This window comes from Brevundimonas albigilva, from assembly GCF_023503965.1.
GTDB classification, from domain to species: domain Bacteria; phylum Pseudomonadota; class Alphaproteobacteria; order Caulobacterales; family Caulobacteraceae; genus Brevundimonas; species Brevundimonas albigilva.
This window is the reverse complement of sequence record NZ_CP097298.1, coordinates 3,088,243-3,101,723: the sequence shown is the minus strand read 5'-3', so window position 1 is coordinate 3,101,723 and position 13,481 is coordinate 3,088,243. Positions and strand designations below refer to the sequence as shown.

16 protein-coding genes are annotated in these 13,481 nt (G+C 68.2%); 4 read left to right on the top strand and 12 right to left on the bottom strand.

Features of this window, described 5'->3' with window-relative positions; genetic code table 11:
* Positions 1 to 53: 53 nt before the first annotated feature.
* The 8 genes from MU852_RS16465 to lipA all read right to left on the bottom strand — a co-directional run bounded on the left by MU852_RS16465 (position 54) and on the right by lipA (position 6,115).
* Complete coding sequence (locus tag MU852_RS16465) at positions 54 to 374, bottom strand: FtsB family cell division protein (RefSeq protein ID WP_249750450.1); 321 nt, start codon at positions 372 to 374, stop codon at positions 54 to 56.
* A gap of 195 nt (positions 375 to 569) precedes the next feature.
* On the bottom strand, positions 570 to 1,850 hold the full coding sequence (gene eno / locus MU852_RS16460) for a phosphopyruvate hydratase (RefSeq protein WP_249750449.1): 1,281 nt from the start codon (positions 1,848 to 1,850) through the stop codon (positions 570 to 572).
* 132 nt (positions 1,851 to 1,982) lie between these two features.
* Positions 1,983 to 2,606, bottom strand: a complete 624-nt coding sequence (locus tag MU852_RS16455; RefSeq protein ID WP_249750448.1) for a hypothetical protein — start codon at positions 2,604 to 2,606, stop codon at positions 1,983 to 1,985.
* A 110-nt stretch (positions 2,607 to 2,716) separates the two neighbouring features.
* Positions 2,717 to 2,899 (bottom strand): 50S ribosomal protein L32, encoded by a 183-nt coding sequence (gene rpmF, locus MU852_RS16450; protein ID WP_249750447.1) that lies wholly within the window; start codon positions 2,897 to 2,899, stop codon positions 2,717 to 2,719.
* Between the two features lie 133 nt (positions 2,900 to 3,032).
* Positions 3,033 to 3,584: a sugar O-acetyltransferase gene (locus MU852_RS17605; protein ID WP_283843689.1), complete on the bottom strand. Its 552-nt coding sequence runs from the start codon at positions 3,582 to 3,584 to the stop codon at positions 3,033 to 3,035.
* The gene (locus tag MU852_RS16435; protein ID WP_249750446.1) at positions 3,581 to 4,696 is read right to left on the bottom strand and encodes an NAD(P)/FAD-dependent oxidoreductase; all 1,116 of its coding nucleotides are present in this window, start codon (positions 4,694 to 4,696) and stop codon (positions 3,581 to 3,583) included. The genes MU852_RS17605 and MU852_RS16435 overlap by 4 nt, the downstream gene beginning before the upstream one ends.
* Entirely contained in the window at positions 4,693 to 5,145 is a 453-nt protein-coding gene (locus tag MU852_RS16430) for a type II toxin-antitoxin system RatA family toxin (RefSeq protein ID WP_249750445.1), read from the bottom strand. The genes MU852_RS16435 and MU852_RS16430 overlap by 4 nt, the downstream gene beginning before the upstream one ends.
* 7 nt (positions 5,146 to 5,152) lie before the next feature.
* The gene (lipA, locus tag MU852_RS16425; protein ID WP_249750444.1) at positions 5,153 to 6,115 is read right to left on the bottom strand and encodes a lipoyl synthase; all 963 of its coding nucleotides are present in this window, start codon (positions 6,113 to 6,115) and stop codon (positions 5,153 to 5,155) included.
* Between the two features lie 171 nt (positions 6,116 to 6,286).
* On the opposite strand from lipA, the gene MU852_RS16420 reads away from it, so the two are divergent.
* On the top strand, positions 6,287 to 7,831 hold the full coding sequence (locus tag MU852_RS16420; RefSeq protein WP_249750443.1) for an AMP-binding protein: 1,545 nt from the start codon (positions 6,287 to 6,289) through the stop codon (positions 7,829 to 7,831).
* Between the two features lie 3 nt (positions 7,832 to 7,834).
* Here the strand turns inward: MU852_RS16420 and ygiD are convergent, their stop codons facing one another.
* From ygiD to MU852_RS16400, 4 genes are all read right to left on the bottom strand, one after another.
* Entirely contained in the window at positions 7,835 to 8,593 is a 759-nt protein-coding gene (gene ygiD, locus MU852_RS16415; protein ID WP_249750442.1) for a 4,5-DOPA-extradiol-dioxygenase, read from the bottom strand.
* Between the two features lie 4 nt (positions 8,594 to 8,597).
* Positions 8,598 to 9,200 (bottom strand): NAD(P)H:quinone oxidoreductase, encoded by a 603-nt coding sequence (gene wrbA / locus MU852_RS16410; protein ID WP_249750441.1) that lies wholly within the window; start codon positions 9,198 to 9,200, stop codon positions 8,598 to 8,600.
* 91 nt (positions 9,201 to 9,291) lie between these two features.
* Positions 9,292 to 9,744 (bottom strand): hypothetical protein, encoded by a 453-nt coding sequence (locus MU852_RS16405; protein ID WP_249750440.1) that lies wholly within the window; start codon positions 9,742 to 9,744, stop codon positions 9,292 to 9,294.
* On the bottom strand, positions 9,720 to 10,592 hold the full coding sequence (locus tag MU852_RS16400) for a D-alanyl-D-alanine carboxypeptidase family protein (protein WP_249750439.1): 873 nt from the start codon (positions 10,590 to 10,592) through the stop codon (positions 9,720 to 9,722). Before MU852_RS16400 ends, MU852_RS16405 begins: the two co-directional genes overlap by 25 nt.
* 102 nt (positions 10,593 to 10,694) lie before the next feature.
* Between MU852_RS16400 and MU852_RS16395 the strand changes: the two genes are divergently transcribed.
* Genes MU852_RS16395 through MU852_RS16385 form a run of 3 tightly spaced genes read left to right on the top strand, consistent with a single transcriptional unit; the run spans position 10,695 to position 13,479 of the window.
* Positions 10,695 to 12,041, top strand: coding sequence for an MFS transporter (locus MU852_RS16395; protein WP_249750438.1), 1,347 nt, complete (start codon positions 10,695 to 10,697; stop codon positions 12,039 to 12,041).
* Positions 12,038 to 12,826, top strand: a complete 789-nt coding sequence (gene mazG / locus MU852_RS16390) for a nucleoside triphosphate pyrophosphohydrolase (protein WP_430641165.1) — start codon at positions 12,038 to 12,040, stop codon at positions 12,824 to 12,826. Before MU852_RS16395 ends, mazG begins: the two co-directional genes overlap by 4 nt.
* Positions 12,823 to 13,479, top strand: a complete 657-nt coding sequence (locus MU852_RS16385) for an HAD family hydrolase (RefSeq protein ID WP_249750437.1) — start codon at positions 12,823 to 12,825, stop codon at positions 13,477 to 13,479. The genes mazG and MU852_RS16385 overlap by 4 nt, the downstream gene beginning before the upstream one ends.
* The last annotated feature ends 2 nt before the right edge of the window (positions 13,480 to 13,481 follow it).

Genomic DNA, 13,481 nt, shown 5'->3' with positions numbered 1-13,481 from the left:
GTTCCCGAAACGCAAAGCGGCCCCGCCAAGCTGTAACAATAGTTCAAGACGGGTCAGGAATGGGCCTGACGGGCCGTCGCGGGGGCCGTCTCGCTCGAGACCCGGATCACATAGTCGCGCGGATCGGAAAAGCCCAGCACGGCGCGCGCGCGTTCTTCCAGCAGATCCCGCGACAGACTGTCCGCGCGCAGATAGCGCACCCGGGTTTCAAGGTCGCGCCGCTGTTCCGTCAGGCCGGCCAACTGGGTCTCGCGCTGCGTCAGCAGTTCGTCGCGTGCGCGACCGCTCAGCAGGCCCCGCTCTCCGGTCAAGGCCTGAACCCCCAGGTAGGCGACCAGCAGCAACAGGACGGCGGACAGGCGGTAAGGTTTCATCCGTTCAGGCAACACCAACGCTCCTTCTGAGCGCGAGAGACACAGTTTCCAAACCATGCCTGGGAATGCCTAACGAATCGTAGCTTGACCGTAAGATTCGGCCAGCTTTGCATTGAGAAATTTGAGGGAATCCGATCCGACCACCGGATTGAGAGGATGCGGGAGGACGGCCGAGCCGCCCTCCCGGCGCAGACCTCAGCGGCTCAGCAGCATGCCGTCGCCGAAATAGACGCCCTGGTCGCCCAGCATCTCTTCCAGGCGCAGCAGTTGGTTGTACTTGGCGACCCGGTCCGACCGCGCTAGCGAGCCGGTCTTGATCTGCCCGCAGTTGGTGGCGACCGCCAGGTCGGCGATGGTCGAATCCTCGGTCTCGCCCGAGCGGTGGCTCATGACGGCGGTGTAGCCCGCGCGGTGCGCCATATCGACCGCGTCCAGGGTCTCGGACAGGGTGCCGATCTGGTTGACCTTGATCAGGATGGAGTTGGCCAGCCCTTCGCCGATGCCGGCGGCCAGGCGGGCGGGATTGGTCACGAACAGGTCGTCGCCGACCAGCTGGACCCGGTCGCCCAGCCGTTCGGTCAGCAGACGCCAGCCGTCGAAGTCGTCCTCGGCGCAGCCGTCCTCGATCGAGACGATGGGGAAACGCTCGACCAGATCAGCCAGGTAGCCGACCATGCCGTCGGCGTCGACGGTCTTGCCCTCGCCCGCCATGACGTACTTGCCGTCCTTGAAGAATTCGGTCGAGGCGACGTCCAGGCCCAGGTGGAAGTCCTCTCCCGCCAGATAGCCGGCCGCCTGGCCCGCCTTGGTGATGAAGGTCAGCGCCTCTTCGGCCGAGGCCAGGTTCGGGGCGAAACCGCCCTCGTCGCCGACGTTGGTGTTGTGGCCGGCGTCCTTCAGCTGCTTCTTCAGGGCGTGGAAGATCTCGGTCCCCATGCGAAGCGCGTCGGTGAAGGTCTCCGCGCCCGTCGGCAGGATCATGAACTCCTGGATGTCGATGGGATTGTCGGCATGGGCGCCGCCGTTGATGATGTTCATCATCGGGGTCGGCAGGACACGCGCCGAGACGCCGCCGAGATAGCGATACAGCGGCAGGCCGGCCGAGATGGCGCTGGCCTTGGCCACGGCCAGCGACACGCCCAGGATGGCGTTCGCGCCCAGACGCGCCTTGTTGGGGGTGCCGTCCAGGGTGATCATCGCCTCGTCGACGCGACGCTGGTCCTCGGCGTCCATGCCGGACAGGGCGTCGAAGATCTCGCCATTGACCGCGTCGACGGCCTTCTGGACGCCCTTGCCGCCCCACAGGTCCTTGTCGCCGTCGCGCAGTTCGACCGCCTCGTGCGCGCCGGTCGAGGCGCCGGACGGCACGGAGGCGCGGCCGAAGGACCCGTCGTCCAGCACCACATCCACCTCCACCGTCGGGTTGCCCCGGCTGTCGAGGATCTGGCGGGCGACGATGTCGGCGATGTCGGTCATGGCTTGGCTCTCTGGCTCAGGCGGGAGGATGGTCACGGCGGTTTAGACGGCCCGCCGCCAAACGCCAATCCTGAGCGGGATTCAGCCTGGGGCCAACCCCGGCCCGCCACGGGCCGCGCCGACCGAACCCGCCTAGGCGCAGCCCTCGACCAGCTGGATCGACGGGCCGCCGGCGTGGATCATCTTGACCTTGCCGTCGGAACCCACCTCGTAGCGAACGCCCCGCGCCGAGGCGTCGTCGACGTACTGGCTGGACCCGCCCCGGGTCCAGGCGAACAGGTCCTCGGCGGGCGCGGCCTCGTACTTGTGGGGCTGAGCGACAAGGGCGTCGCCATAGGCCCGCGTCACCGCGGCCGCCTCATCGCCGACAGCGACGCCGCGATCCGTCCTTGTCGCCGCGTTCCGCATCAGGGTGATTCGCGTCAGCACGCCGTTCTGGATCATCACATTGACGCCCTGGGGCGCCTTGGCCGGATGGAACTCGTCGCAGGTCTGGGGATCGGCGCCCCCGACCGCGCTGGGGTTGGCGTCCGCGCCCCATACGGCCGTCAGTTCGGCCAGGGTCATGCCGATGCGCGCCTGTCCAAGCCCTTCGGCGGTCAGGACGTCGTCCCCGACCGTGGGCGCCGAGGGCGAGGCGGATCTGGCGGCCTGATCGGCGGCGGGCGCCGGAGCGGAGGCGGCGGGCCTGTCGGAACCCTCGCACGCGGCAAGGGACATCACAGCCAGAGCGGTTGCGGCGACGAGACGGATCATGGGCGGCGTTCTCTAACAGGGCATGCTGTCCCGAACGCACGAAAACGGCGCGCGGGTCACCCGCGCGCCGTGAAAACCATCGTCCGGCCGAGGCCGGAAGTCGCCGAAGACTAGTCTTCCTTCGGCGTCAGGACCTGGCGACCACGGTAGGTGCCGGTCTTCAGGTCGATGTGGTGCGGGCGCTTCAGTTCGCCGGTGTCCTTGTCCTCGACATAGACGTTCGAGGACAGGGCGTCGTGGGCGCGGCGCATGTTGCGACGCGAGGGAGATACTTTGCGCTTCGGAACGGCCATGTCCGTCTCAATCTCTAGGTCGGGCGCCGCCCAGGGCCGAGGCCTGTCAGGCGCGAAAACAATAGCGGCGGCCCGATAGAGCCGCCACGCGAGGCGCGGCTTATGCATGAACCGCGCGACGATTTCAAGGCGTTTAAGCGGGGTTCAGACGCCGAACGATCTTGGCCGGATTGCCGACGACCACGACATCCGGCGGCACGTCCTTGGTCACCACAGCGCCGGCGCCGACGACCGCACGGTCTCCGACCGTAATCCCGGCCAGGACGATGGCGCCGCCGCCGATCCACACGTCGTCGCCGATGACGATGGGCCGGGCCGTCTCCTTGCCGCGCCGCTCGATCGCATCCAGCGGATGTTCGGGCGTGAGCAGTTGAACGCCCGGCCCGGCCTGGAAATTGTCGCCGATGCGGATTTCGGCGCAATCCAGAAAGACGCAGTTGGCGTTGGCGAAGGCGTTGGCCCCCATGTGGATGTTGACGCCGTAGTCGCAGAAGAAGCCGGGCATGATGACCGCCGCCCCATCCGCCGCACGGACCAACCGGTTGACCAGGGCCCGGCGCCTGTCGCGATCCGGCTCGGCGTTAATGGCGACGGTCAAGGCCACCGCGCGGGCGCGCCCGTCTCGCAGATCGGGGTCGCCCGGATCGTAGGGCAGGCCCGCCAGCATCTTCTCGCGTTCGGTCATGCGGCCTCCGTCAAGGCGGCGGCGACCGCCTCACCCACGGCCAGGGAACTGGTCAGGCCGGGGCTTTCGATGCCGAACAGGGCCATCAGGCCATCGACGCCGTGATGTTCGCGGCCGTGCAGCTGGAAATCCGGCTGCGGTTCGCCCGGTCCGTGCAGCTTGGGCCGGATGCCGGCGTAGTCGGGCGTCAGCCGCTCTGGCGTCACGCCCGGCCAGAAACGGGCGATGTAACGGGCGAACGCCTCCGCCTTGGCAGGGTCGACCGAATAATCCTCGACCTCCACATAGGCCAGGTCGGGTCCGAACACGCCCTGCCCGCCCAGGTCCTTGCGGTAGTGGGTGCCCAGGGCGCCCGGGATCGGCGGCGGATAGATCAGACGGTTGAACGGCGCCGGTCCCGTCAGCCGGAAATAGACGCCCTTGCCAAGATGGCGCGCGGGGATGTCGCCGGCCGGATAGCCTTCGATCAGGGCCGCGACGGATTGGGCCGACAGGCCCGGAGCGGTGACCAGCAGGCGGCTGGTCAGGGTCGTCGCCCCCTCCCCGCCGACGCGGATGGAGAAGCCGCCGCCCTGCAACAGCTCGGCGCCCTCGAACGGCGCGCCGGTGACGACCGAGCCGCCCGCGTCCTCGATCTCGCCCTGCAAGGCCAGCATGTAGCCATGACTGTCGAAGACCCCGCTCTCGGGCGACAGGATGGCGGCATGGGCGTTCAAGGCGGGCTCAAGCGCCCGCGCCTGGTCCCCGGTCAGATGTTGCAGCCCCTCGACGCCGTTGGTCGTCGCCTGCTGGAAGATGGCCTCGATCCGCTCGACCTCAGCCTCCTCGGTCGCCACGACCAGCTTGCCGCACTTCCAGTGGTCGATCTTATGACTTTCCAGAAACGCGTAGAGGGCGCGCCGTCCTTCGACGCAGAACCGCGCCTTCAAGGACCCGGTCGGATAATAGAGGCCGCCGTGGATGACCTCGGAGTTGCGCGAGGAGACGCCCTGGCCGATGTGGCCTTCCTTTTCCAGCACCAGGACCGTCAGCCCGCGTTTCGACAGCGCCCGACCGCAGGCCAGGCCCACGGCCCCGGCGCCCACGACCGTCGCGTCGAAATCGAAACTCATTGGCCGCCGTACCTCCGCTGCGCCTCGGCCTCGAAACAGCCGATCAGCTTCTCCACCGCCCGGTCGAAATTGGCCTGCAGCATCAGGTCCAGCATCCGCGACTTGAAGGCGAAGTCGATCATGAACTCCAGCCGCGCGCCTTCGGGGTGCGGAAAGAACTCCCAGCGGTTCTTCAGGTGTTTGAACGGTCCGCGCAACAGGCCGACCTCGACCTTGGGCGCATTGCGGTCGTGGCGCACCCAGGTGGAGAACCGCTCCTTCAAGAAGGAAAAACCGACGGACGCCTCCGCATCGACGACGCTGACGCCCTCGGCTTCCGGGCGTTCGTTCCAGACACGCATCGAGGTGACCCACGGCACGAAGTCCGGATAGGCGCGCACGTCGGCGACAAGATCGGCAAGCTGCTGGGGCGCATACGGAAGGATGCGCGTGACGCGGTGGACGGCCATGCGGGGCTTAGCGACGCAGCTGCGCCTCGCGCGCGGCCTTCAGCCGGGCGAAGTCGTCGCCGGCGTGGTGCGACGAACGCGTCAGCGGCGAGGACGACACCATCAGGAAGCCCTTGGCCCGGGCGATCGCCTCATAGGCCTTGAACTCTTCCGGCGTGACGAAGCGGTCGATGGCGGCGTGCTTGCGCGTCGGCTGCAGATACTGGCCGATGGTGATGAAGTCGACGCCGGCGGAGCGCATGTCGTCCATGACCTGCATGACCTCTTCCTTGGTCTCGCCCAGGCCGACCATGATGCCGGACTTGGTGAACTGGTTGGGGTCGCGCTCTTTGACCATCTGCAGCAGGCGTAGGGAGTGGAAGTAGCGAGCGCCGGGCCGGATCTTCAGATACAGGCGCGGCACGGTTTCCAGGTTGTGGTTGAAAACGTCGGGCCGGGCGTCGATCATCACCTCGGCGGCGCCGTCCTTCCTCAGGAAGTCGGGCGTCAGGATTTCGATTGTGGTCTGCGGCGCCTGCAGGCGGATCTGGCGCACGACTTCGGCGAAGTGCGCCGCGCCGCCGTCGGACACATCGTCGCGGTCGACCGAGGTGATGACGACATGGTTCAGGCCCATCTGCTGGACGGCCAGGCCGACCTTGCCCGGCTCTTCCGGGTCCAGCGGCTGGGGCAGGCCGGTCTTGACGTTGCAGAAGGCGCAGGCTCGCGTGCAGGTATCGCCCATGATCATCAGGGTGGCGTGCTTCTGGCTCCAGCACTCGCCGATGTTCGGGCAGGCCGCCTCCTCGCAGACGGTCACGAGGCCCTTGGAGCGGACGATCTCCCTGGTCGCATTGTACTGGCCCGAACCGGGCGCCTTGACCCGCAGCCAGTCCGGTTTCTTCAGGACGACCGTCTCCGGACGGTTCTGCTTTTCCGGATGGCGCAGCTCCGACGGCTTGCGCTGAAGGGTGTCGATCAGGGTGACCATGGCCGGTATTTCGGCTTTCCGGGGCCGAAGGCAAGGCACAGGCGGTTACAGATCGCCGCCCTTGCCGGAACTCACGCGCGGTAACACATCTTTTCAAGATCGCGCGGCGTCATTAATGACGGTCGCCCTGACAACAGAGAGGGCCGGTCGCGCCCTCCGTAGGAGACGCGCTTGCGCCAGGCCCTGGATCCCTCGCTTTATCAAGAGTCGCTGATCGACGCCCTGATCGAGGCCCGGTCGCGGTTCGGCGACAAGGAGATTCTGGAGGATCAGGACAGACATCCCCTCACCTACACCGGCCTGATCCGCGCCGCCTTCGTTCTGGGCCGCAAGATCGCGAACATGACCGAGAGGGGCGAACGGGTCGCCATCCTGCTGCCGTCGTCGATGGGGGTGGTGGTGACCTTCTTCGGCCTGCACGCCCACGGCCGGGTGCCGGTGATGCTGAACTTCACCGCCGGCGAGGCGAACCTTAAGGCCGCGATCCGGACCGCCGGCGTCAAGAAGGTGCTGACCGCCAAACGCTTCATCGACCAAGCCAAGTTGGACGACCTGATCGAGGAGCTGAAGACCGGCGCGGACATCGTCTGGCTGGACGATGTCCGCAAGACCATCGGCCTGGCCGACAAGCTGTACGGACTGGCCGCCGGCGCTGCGCCGAAGCGGTTCCGCGTGAAGACCGATCCCGATGCGCCGGGCGTGGTGCTGTTCACCTCGGGCAGCTTCGGCACGCCCAAGGGCGTGGTGCTGAGCCAGCGCAACCTGGTCGCCAACGCCCGTCAGGTGGCGGCGCACATCGACCTGAAGCCCGAGTGGGTCATGTTCAACCCGCTGCCGACCTTCCACTGTTTCGGCCTGACCGGCGGGGTCATCCTGCCGCTGCTGCAGGGGATGAAGGCGTTCGAATATCCGTCGCCGTTGCACGCCAAGCAGATCACCGACCTGCTGCCCCAGGTGAAGGCCTCGATCCTGTTCGCGACCGACACCTTCCTGAGCCAGTACGCCCGCGTCGCCGAGCCCGACGACTTCGCCACCCTGCAGTTCGCCGTCGCCGGGGCCGAGAAGGTGCGCGAAGAGACGCGCGCCCTGTTCAACACCAAGTTCGGCGGCGTCGAACTGCTGGAAGGCTACGGCGCGACCGAGGCTTCGCCCGTGGTCGCCGTCAACCACCCGGACCGCAACGCGCCGGGCACGGTCGGGCAGATCCTGCCCGGCATGGACTGGAAGCTGGAGCCGGTCGAGGGCATCGAGGGCGGCGGGCGGCTGTTCCTGAAGGGTCCGAACGTGATGTCCGGCTATGTCACCGGCGCCGAACCGCTGGCGTGGGAGCCGGTCGAGGACGGCTGGCTGGACACCGGCGACATCGTCGACGTGGACGCCGAGGGCTATGTCACCATCAAGGGACGCGCCAAGCGCTTCGCCAAGATCGGCGGCGAGATGGTGTCGCTGACGGCGGTCGAAGGCATCGCCGGCGCGGTCTGGCCGGAACAGCGCCACGCCGTCGTCTCCATCCCCGACAGCCGCAAGGGCGAGAAGCTGGTGCTGGTCACCGACCACGCCTCGGCCGAGGTCGCGCCGCTGGCCGAATGGGCGCGCGAGAACGGCGCCCCGGAACTGGTCGTGCCCAAGAAGATCGTCAAGGTCGCCGAAGTGCCCGTCCTGGGCACCGGCAAGACCGACTATGTCGCCATCCAGAAGATGGTCGAGGCCGCCTGACCTTCAGCCGATCCGCACGCCGGTCATCGAGATCGAGCCGCCGTCGATGTGGTCGTTGAAGAAGCTGACGGGTTCGCCCTCGTGCTGCTGGGCGGCGACGTAGAGGACGGGCAGGAAATGCTCGTCGGTCGGCACGCTGAGCTGAGCGTTCTCGGCCAGGCCGACCCAGTCGATCAGGGCGTCGTGGTCGCCGATCAGGAGGGCGTGCTTGACCGCCTCGTTGAACCCGGCGGCCCAGGCGTAGGGTTCGGCGCCCGCCTCGCGCTTCCAGGTGCGCAGGTTGTGCACGAAGTCGCCGGAGCCGGCGACGACGACTCCCTCGTCCCGCAGCGGCCGCAGGGCCCTGGCCAGATCGTAGTGCTGGCGCGGCGTGAGGTCGCGATTGAGCGACAACTGAACCACCGGCACGTCCGCTTGCGGCCAGACATGGGCCAGCACCGACCAGGTTCCGTGGTCCAATCCCCATTGCAGGGTCTGGACCGCGCCGGTCAGTTCGGCCACCCGCGCCGCCAGTTCGGGCGAACCGGGGGCGGGATATCGCATCTCGTGAAGTTCGCGCGGGAAGTTTCCGAAATCGTGGATGGTTTCAGGCTTGTCCTGCGCCGTGACGCCCAGCCCGCGCGTCTCCCAATGGGCGGAGATCATCGCCACGCCCTTGGGCTTGCCGATCGCCTGGCCCAGATCGCGCCACGCGGCCCCGAAGGGACCGCCCAGCGCGTTCATGGGCGAACCGTGGCCGAAGAAGACGGCGGGCTGGCGCATCGGATCAGCCGTGCAGCTTCTTGGCCAGGTCGGCGATGTGCCGGCCCTGGAACCGGGCGCCGTCCAGTTCGATGGCGCTGGGCATACGCGAGCCGTCGCCGCCGGTGATGGTCGTCGCCCCATAGGGCGAGCCGCCATGGACCGCATCCAGCGTCATCTGCGCCTGGAACGAATACGGCAGGCCCACCACCGGCATGCCGTGGTGCATGAAGAAGTTGTGCAGGCCCTGGAAGGTGGTTTCCTGGCCGCCATGCTGGGTCGCGGTGGCGGTGAAGGCGCCGCCGATCTTGCCGATCAGCGCGCCCGAGAACCACAGGCCGCCGGCCTGGTCCAGAAAGGCGCGCATCTGCGACGCAGCCGAGCCGAAGCGCGTGCCGGCGCCGATGATGATGGCGTCATACGCCTTCAGGTCGTCGATCCTGGCGATCGGGGCCTTCTGATCCAGCTTGTAGCCCGAGGACTTGGCCAGGTCCTCCGGCACCGTCTCGGGAACCCGCTTGATGTCCACGACGGCGCCATCGACCTCGCGCGCGCCCTCGGCGACGGCTTCCGCCATGGCTTCGATATGGCCGTAGGTCGAATGGTAGAGGACGAGGATTTTCGGCATCGGGGAGTTCCTTGGATTGACGGCGACCATTCGCAACAGTCACCGTTCCCATTCTGGGAAATCCCGCCGCCGGATGCAAGGGCGCCGGCCCCTAAAACGGACAGACGCGCGCAAAGAAGACGTCGTCGCCTTCGGTCGACTCGCCGCGGCTTCGACGGAAACGATGCTCCATGACCATCGCCTGCTGCTCGATGTTCAGCGCATCCCACTGGCAGTCGGATGTCGCGGCGTAGGCGTAGCTGTCGCGCCGGTCGCCCGCCTTCAGCTTGGCCCACAGCAGGTTCACGCCCTGCTGCGCCTGCCACACATGCGTCAGTTCGTGGATCAGCACGCCCTGCGTCCGCATCGGCGCGATGGCGAAGTCCTGGCGCATCGCCCGACGGGGCCAGACGATCCAGTCCCGGCCGAACCAGCGCCCGGCGACGAACGCCCGCGCGAACGGCCAGACGATCAGCCGCACCGTGTCCAGGCGCAGGGCGTTCCCGAAGGCCTCCTTCGCCAGCTCGATCTCGCCTTCGGTCAGGGCGCGGACGGCTCTCGCCACGGTTCGACATACTCCCAATGCCAAGGCTCATAGACATAGGGCGTGAAACCGAACCGGCCAGCGTTCTCGACCAGCCAGCGATAGGCCGCGCCCTGGCTCATATGCGCGCGACTGGCCGGGGCCGTCGAATCCACGCCCGAACCGGGCAGACGACCGACATAGAGATCGACCGCCGTTCCGGTGCGATGCGGCGAGCAGATCGCGCGGCGCAGCCCGTCGCAATTGCCTTGCTGGGCGCAGCGTGCGGCGTCCGCTTCCGGGTCGCGGAAGCCGGAGAAGATCTGCAGCAGTTCGGGGTCGGCGGCGATTTCGGGAACCTGGGCGCGCGCCTCCGCGGCCATCCGGCGATAGGCGGCCAGGACGTCCCGGCGCAGCAGGCGGGTCAGGCGGTCGGCGTGTTCCTCGGCTTCGACAAGATAGCCCAGCTGGTTGATCGGCGGTGGCTCGGGACACTCGCCCGCGAGCCGCGCCATGATGAAGGACCGCCGCTCCTGCCAGACGCCCCTGAACACCTGGAAGGTCGCGCTGTCGAACAGGCCGGTGGGGGCCAGGTCGTGCGTCTGCTGGAACGCCGCCAGGTGCGAGGCGAAGATCGGCGTGCCCGCCCCGCAATGGGTGCGAAGTTCGTGCTGGATCAGCGGCAGATAGGTCTCCCACCCCCATTCGGTCGCGCCGAAAGGGGCCCATTCCAGCGAATAGAGCGATATGGCGTTGGCGAACCCCTGCCCGGCCCAGATGTCGGCGTTGGTCTGGCAGGGAGCGACCTGGGCGCGCGCGCCGCCGGCGCTGACCAGGATCGCCAAGCCCGCCAGCACCCCGGTCAGAACGTGCGGGAATCTGCCTCTCATCCGCCCAGTCAGCCCCATGTCGGTCCGCGCGGCAAGGGCGCCCAAGGCGTCGCAAAGCTGCGATGGTGTCGCGGGCCGACTCGCGCCCGGACGGATGATGTCATGACCGCGCCCCGCCGCTCCAACGCCGTCCTGGCGGCCTTCTCCGGGCCGTGCCTGCCGCTGGCGGCCTTCGGCGTCGCCCTGCCGGTGACCCTGCCGGAGTTCTACGCCACCCACGTCGGGCTGGAGCTGGGCGTGGTGGCGGCCGTCTTCATGGCGGTGCGGCTGATCGACATCGCCTTCGACCCCTTCATCGGCTGGGGCATGGACCGGACGCGCACGCGCCTGGGCCGCTATCGCCCGTGGATGGCGGCGTCCGTCCCGATCCTGATGCTGGCCGCCCTGATGATGTTCGTGATGGTGGGGCCGGGCGCGCCGCCGGCCTATCTGTTCGCCTGGCTGCTGGTGCTCTATCTCGGCTTTTCGATCGGGACGCTGGCGCAACTGGGCTGGGCCTCGGTCCTGGCGCCGCAATACGATCAACGCAGTCGCGTCTATGGCTGGTGGCAGGTCTTCAACATCATCGGGGTGATCCTGATCCTGGTCCTGCCGACGGTGGTGATCCAGACGGGCCTGGGCGACTACGCAGACGGGGTGCGGATCATGGGCTGGGCCATCGTCGCAGCCCTGCCGCTGATGTTCGGCCTGGCCTTCCTCGCCGTGCCGGAGCCGGTCAATCCGGGCGCCCCGCCGCATGGAGGGGTGTCGGCCTATCTGGCGCTGTTTCGGCTGAAGACGGTGCGCAAGCTGCTGGCCGCCGACCTGCTGCTGGGCGTCGCGCCGGGGATCACGGGCGCGCTGGTGTTCTTCTTCTTCGGCTGGATCAAGGGCTATGGCCACGCTGAGGCCTCACTGCTGATGCTGGTCTATTTCGTGGCCGGCCTGTTCGGGGCGCCGATCTGGACCTGGTTGGCGGTGCGGATCGGCAAGGACCGGGCCCTGGCGGTGTCCAGCCTGATCTTCGCGGCCGCCTATGTCGGGGCCACCCTGCTGCCGGGCGGAAACTTCGTCCTGAGCCTGGCCGCGATGTTCGTCGCCGGCCTGCCCTATGCCGCCAACCTGCTGCTGCTGCGCGCCATGATGGCCGATGCGGGCGACGAGGTGCGGCTGGAGACGGGCGTGGACCGCACGGGACTGATGTTCTCCATCCTTTCGGCGACGACCAAGCTGGGCCACGTCTTCGCCCTGGTTCCCTACGCCCTGCTGCAGGCCGTGGGGTTCCGGCCCGACGCCGTGCCGGGCGGCAACAGCCCCCAGGCCCTCCTGGCGCTGCAGGTGCTGTTCATCGCCGTTCCGGCCGTGCTGATGGTCGCCGCCGCCTGGGTCCTGAGGGGCTATCCCTTGACGCCGGCGCGCCATGACGCCATCCGCGCCGCATTGGACGCCCGCGACGGAGCCCCCGCTTGAGACCGATCGACCGCCTGCTGGGCGTCATGGAGAAACTGCGCGACCCGCGGGACGGCTGCCCCTGGGACGTGGAGCAGACCTTCGCCACCATCGCGCCCTATACGATCGAGGAGGCCTACGAGGTCGCCGACGCCATCGAGCGCGCCGACCTGGTCGAGCTGAAGGGCGAACTGGGCGACCTGCTGTTCCAGGTCGTCTTCCACGCCCGCATGGCCGAGGAACAGGGGCTGTTCGCCTTCGACGACGTGGCCACGGCCATCGCCGACAAGCTTGAACGCCGGCATCCGCACGTCTTCGGCGACGAGGCCCAGCGCTCGTCGACCCAGCAGACCCTCGCCTGGGAGGCGATCAAGGCGGAAGAGCGAAAGGACCGGAAGAAGCCGGGCGTGCTGGACGACGTGCCCGTCGGCCTGCCCGCCCTGACCCGCGCCGCCAAGCTGACCAGGCGCGCCGGCCGCGTCGGCTTCGACTGGCCCTCGACCGACGAGGTGTTCGACAAGCTGGCCGAGGAGATCGAGGAACTGCGCGTCGAGATCGCCGCCGGCGACAGGGACAAGGCGCGCGAGGAACTGGGCGACCTGCTGTTTGTCGTCGCCAACCTGGCCCGCAAGCTGGAGGTGGAGCCGGAGGACGCCCTTCGCGCCGCCAACGCCAAGTTCGTGCGGCGCTTCGGCTTCATCGAGGCTGAACTGGCCAAGGACGGCCGCACGCCCGACCAGTCGACGCTGGAAGAAATGGACCGCCTCTGGGACGCCGCAAAGGTCGCGGAAAAGCCCGCCGCGTGACCTATGACCTGATCATCTTCGACTACGACGGCGTCGTCGCCGACAGCGAAGTGCTGAACAGCACCGTCATGGCCGAACAGCTGACGGCCCTGGGCCTGCCAACCAGCCTGGATGACGTGCTGGCCGCCTATACGGGCAAGCGCTGGCGCGACAACCGTCCGGTGGTGGAGGCGGCCCTGGGGCGCCCCTGCCCCGAGGATTTCCACACCACCTGGTTCGCCACCTGCCGCGCCCGCGCGCGCCGCCAGCTCAAGCCCGTTCCCGGCATGGTCGATTTCGTCGGACGGCGGACCGAGCGGCGGTGCATCGCCTCGTCCAGCGGTCCGGACTGGATCGGCGTCGGCCTGGACCTGTTCGGCCTGACCGACCATTTCGACGGCGCGGTCTTCACCGGACTGAATGTCGAACGGGGCAAGCCGCATCCCGACATCTTCATCCACGCCGCGCGCCAGATGGACGTCGATCCGGCGCGCGTCCTGGTGATCGAGGACAGCGAGGCGGGCGTCATCGCCGGCGTCGCGGCCGGAATGACGGTCGTGGGCCTGACGGCCGGGGGCCATGTGCGCGACGGCCACGCCCAGCGCCTGGTCGCCCGAGGCGCGCATCACGTGGCGGACAGCTACGCCGCCGTCTCGGCCTTCATGGATCGCTGACG

Excerpts from the sequence above, each read along its gene's own strand:
- MU852_RS16395 (WP_249750438.1), top strand. The coding sequence starts at position 10,695 with ATGACCGCGCCCCGCCGCTCCAACGCCGTCCTGGCGGCCTTCTCCGGG.
- MU852_RS16465 (WP_249750450.1), bottom strand. The coding sequence starts at position 374 with ATGAAACCTTACCGCCTGTCCGCCGTCCTGTTGCTGCTGGTCGCCTAC.
- MU852_RS17605 (WP_283843689.1), bottom strand. The coding sequence starts at position 3,584 with ATGACCGAACGCGAGAAGATGCTGGCGGGCCTGCCCTACGATCCGGGC.
- wrbA (WP_249750441.1), bottom strand. The coding sequence starts at position 9,200 with ATGCCGAAAATCCTCGTCCTCTACCATTCGACCTACGGCCATATCGAA.
- MU852_RS16430 (WP_249750445.1), bottom strand. The coding sequence starts at position 5,145 with ATGGCCGTCCACCGCGTCACGCGCATCCTTCCGTATGCGCCCCAGCAG.
- MU852_RS16400 (WP_249750439.1), bottom strand. The coding sequence starts at position 10,592 with ATGAGAGGCAGATTCCCGCACGTTCTGACCGGGGTGCTGGCGGGCTTG.
- ygiD (WP_249750442.1), bottom strand. The coding sequence starts at position 8,593 with ATGCGCCAGCCCGCCGTCTTCTTCGGCCACGGTTCGCCCATGAACGCG.
- eno (WP_249750449.1), bottom strand. The coding sequence starts at position 1,850 with ATGACCGACATCGCCGACATCGTCGCCCGCCAGATCCTCGACAGCCGG.
- lipA (WP_249750444.1), bottom strand. The coding sequence starts at position 6,115 with ATGGTCACCCTGATCGACACCCTTCAGCGCAAGCCGTCGGAGCTGCGC.
- MU852_RS16455 (WP_249750448.1), bottom strand. The coding sequence starts at position 2,606 with ATGATCCGTCTCGTCGCCGCAACCGCTCTGGCTGTGATGTCCCTTGCC.
- MU852_RS16435 (WP_249750446.1), bottom strand. The coding sequence starts at position 4,696 with ATGAGTTTCGATTTCGACGCGACGGTCGTGGGCGCCGGGGCCGTGGGC.
- rpmF (WP_249750447.1), bottom strand. The coding sequence starts at position 2,899 with ATGGCCGTTCCGAAGCGCAAAGTATCTCCCTCGCGTCGCAACATGCGC.